Annotated in this window: 3 protein-coding genes; 1 reads left to right on the top strand and 2 read right to left on the bottom strand. The window is 67.1% G+C overall.

Translation table 11 applies throughout. The features are described 5' to 3' along the window. A partial coding sequence (locus tag L995_RS20775; RefSeq protein WP_047473416.1) for a TonB-dependent siderophore receptor occupies window positions 1-1,411 on the top strand: 1,411 nt, incomplete at its 5' end. 37 nt (window positions 1,412-1,448) lie between these two features. Here L995_RS20775 and L995_RS20770 read toward each other — a convergent pair. Beyond that, complete coding sequence (locus L995_RS20770) at window positions 1,449-1,718, bottom strand: hypothetical protein (RefSeq protein ID WP_442855541.1); 270 nt, start codon at window positions 1,716-1,718, stop codon at window positions 1,449-1,451. 9 nt (window positions 1,719-1,727) lie between these two features. Next, the coding region (locus tag L995_RS20765; RefSeq protein WP_442855540.1) for a hypothetical protein at window positions 1,728-2,103 on the bottom strand (376 nt) is incomplete at its 5' end.

Here is a 2,103-nt window from a genome sequence, read left to right as displayed (position 1 = left end):
GCCGCGCTTTGCCGACGGCAGCAGCCTGGGCCTGCCGCGCCACACCAACTTCACCCAGCCCTGGGCCTATTACGACTACGAGACCAAGGAGCTGTTCGCCCAGCTCGAGCACAAGTTCGACAACCGCTGGAAGGCCAAGCTCAACGTCTCGCGCGTGGAGACCGAGCTGGACCGCTTCTGGGTCTACATGGGCGGCGCCATCAACCCGCAGACCCTGGCGGGTGCGGTCTGGCGCGGCGGCCACATCCAGTCCGGCAATACGCAGGAGGTGGTGGACCTGAGCCTGGGCGGCCCCTTCCAGCTCATGGGCCGCACGCATGAATTGCTGCTGGGCGCGGACTGGCAGCGCGTGGAAAGCTTCTGGCAAAGCGCCAATTTCACGGGCAGCGGCACCGTGGCCAGCAATCCGTTTGCTCCCAGCATCTGGACGCCGCCCACGGAAACCTACTTCAACACCCGCTACGGTCCCTGGGGCCAGAAGCAGATGGGCGGCTATGGCGTGCTGCGCCTGCATCCCACGGACAGGCTGCACCTCATCCTGGGTGCGCGCGCCAGCCGCTACGACTTCCAGCAGTCGATCTGGAACCTGGATGCGCAGGGCAACCGCACGCCCTGGTCGAACACGCCGTTCAAGGAACCCACCAAGATCACGCCCTATGGCGGGGTGATCTATGACCTGAACAGCCAGTGGTCGGCCTATGCCAGCTATTCGTCCATCTTCAAGCCGCAGGCGCTGAGCATGGCCGGCCCGGCGCCGGGCACCTCGCTGCCGCCGGTCAAGGGCGCCAGCTACGAGGCCGGCCTCAAGGGCGAGCTGATGGACGGGCGGCTGAACGCCATCTTCAGCGTCTTCAATGTGGAGCGCACGGGCACGGCCGTGGTGGACTCGCGCTACGAGACCAACGACAGCCGCTGGGGCGGCAACTGCTGCTACCTGGCACAGGGCAAGGTCACCAGCCGGGGCTTCGACATGGAATTGGGCGGCGAGCTGCAGCCCGGCTGGCAGCTGGCAGCGGGCTACACCTTCAACAACACCCGCGACCGCAGCACCGAAAAGACCTACAGCAGCATCACGCCGCGCCACCTGTTCAAGCTGTCCACGGCCTATACGCTGCCGGGCGAGCTGTCGCGCTGGAAAGTGGGCGGCAGCGCCCAGATCCAGAGCACGCACTACGTCAGCGGCACGGCGCTGTCGGCGGCGGGCACGTCCGTGCCCTTTGACTTCACGCAGGGCGGCTACGCGCTGTGGAATGCCATGGTGCAGTACCGCATCGACCCGCGCTGGACGGTCACCTTGAACATCAACAACCTGTTCGACAAGACCTACTACCAGACCCTGGGCAGCACCTTCAGCAACAACCTGTATGGCGCCCCGCGCCACGCCATGCTCACGCTGCGCGGCAGCTTCTGAGGACGGCGGCGCAGGCGTTCTGGCCGCCGTGGCGCGGTCAGCAGCCTTGCGGGCGGCACGCCAAGTACTGGGCCTCCACCTGCACATGGTCAGCCAGTTGGTCTGCGCTGTCGCGGATGGCGCGCAGCGCATGGGCCAGGGCCTGCTGGCTGTGGTGCTCCTGCGGTGCATGCACTGCCGCCAGGGCCAGTTGCGCCAGGGCCGAGATCTCGGAGCAGTTTTCCTGCACGCTGCTGTGGATCTCGGTGATGGCGCTGGTCAACTGGTGCAGGCTGGGTGGCTTTGTCCTGAGGGTGTCCTTGTCCATGGCCATGCCTCAGCCCTGCGGGCGCACCGGCTCATGGGTGCGGCATTCGAGCAGGTGCGCCATGGCTTTGGCGGCTGCCTCGGCCGCTTCGGCGCGGCGCATCTCGGCCGCGTCTTCAAACCCGCAGCCCATGGCCTGGGCCTCGGTGCCGGCGTAGTCGGCCAGCGTCTCGGCGCTGTCGCGGATGCTTTGCAGGGCGCGGGCCACCACGTCCATGTGGCGATGGCCCTTGGGCGTCTCCAGCCATGCCAGGGCGAGCTGGGCGATGGAGGAGATCTCTGCACAGCCTTGCTGCACGAGATGGTCCACCTGGGTGAGGGCGCTGGACAGTTGCCGGGTGGTGTGGCTGTCCGTGGCGGATTTGGGCTGGGCGGGGTTCATGCCT

The sequence above is a fragment of the Delftia sp. ZNC0008 genome (assembly GCF_000799035.1).
In the GTDB taxonomy this organism is placed as follows: domain Bacteria; phylum Pseudomonadota; class Gammaproteobacteria; order Burkholderiales; family Burkholderiaceae_C; genus Comamonas; species Comamonas tsuruhatensis.
This window is presented reverse-complemented; position numbering and strand designations above follow the sequence as displayed.

Bases quoted from the DNA above. Each gene is read 5' to 3' on its own strand.
- L995_RS20770 (WP_442855541.1), bottom strand. From the start codon at position 1,718: ATGGACAAGGACACCCTCAGGACAAAGCCACCCAGCCTGCACCAGTTG.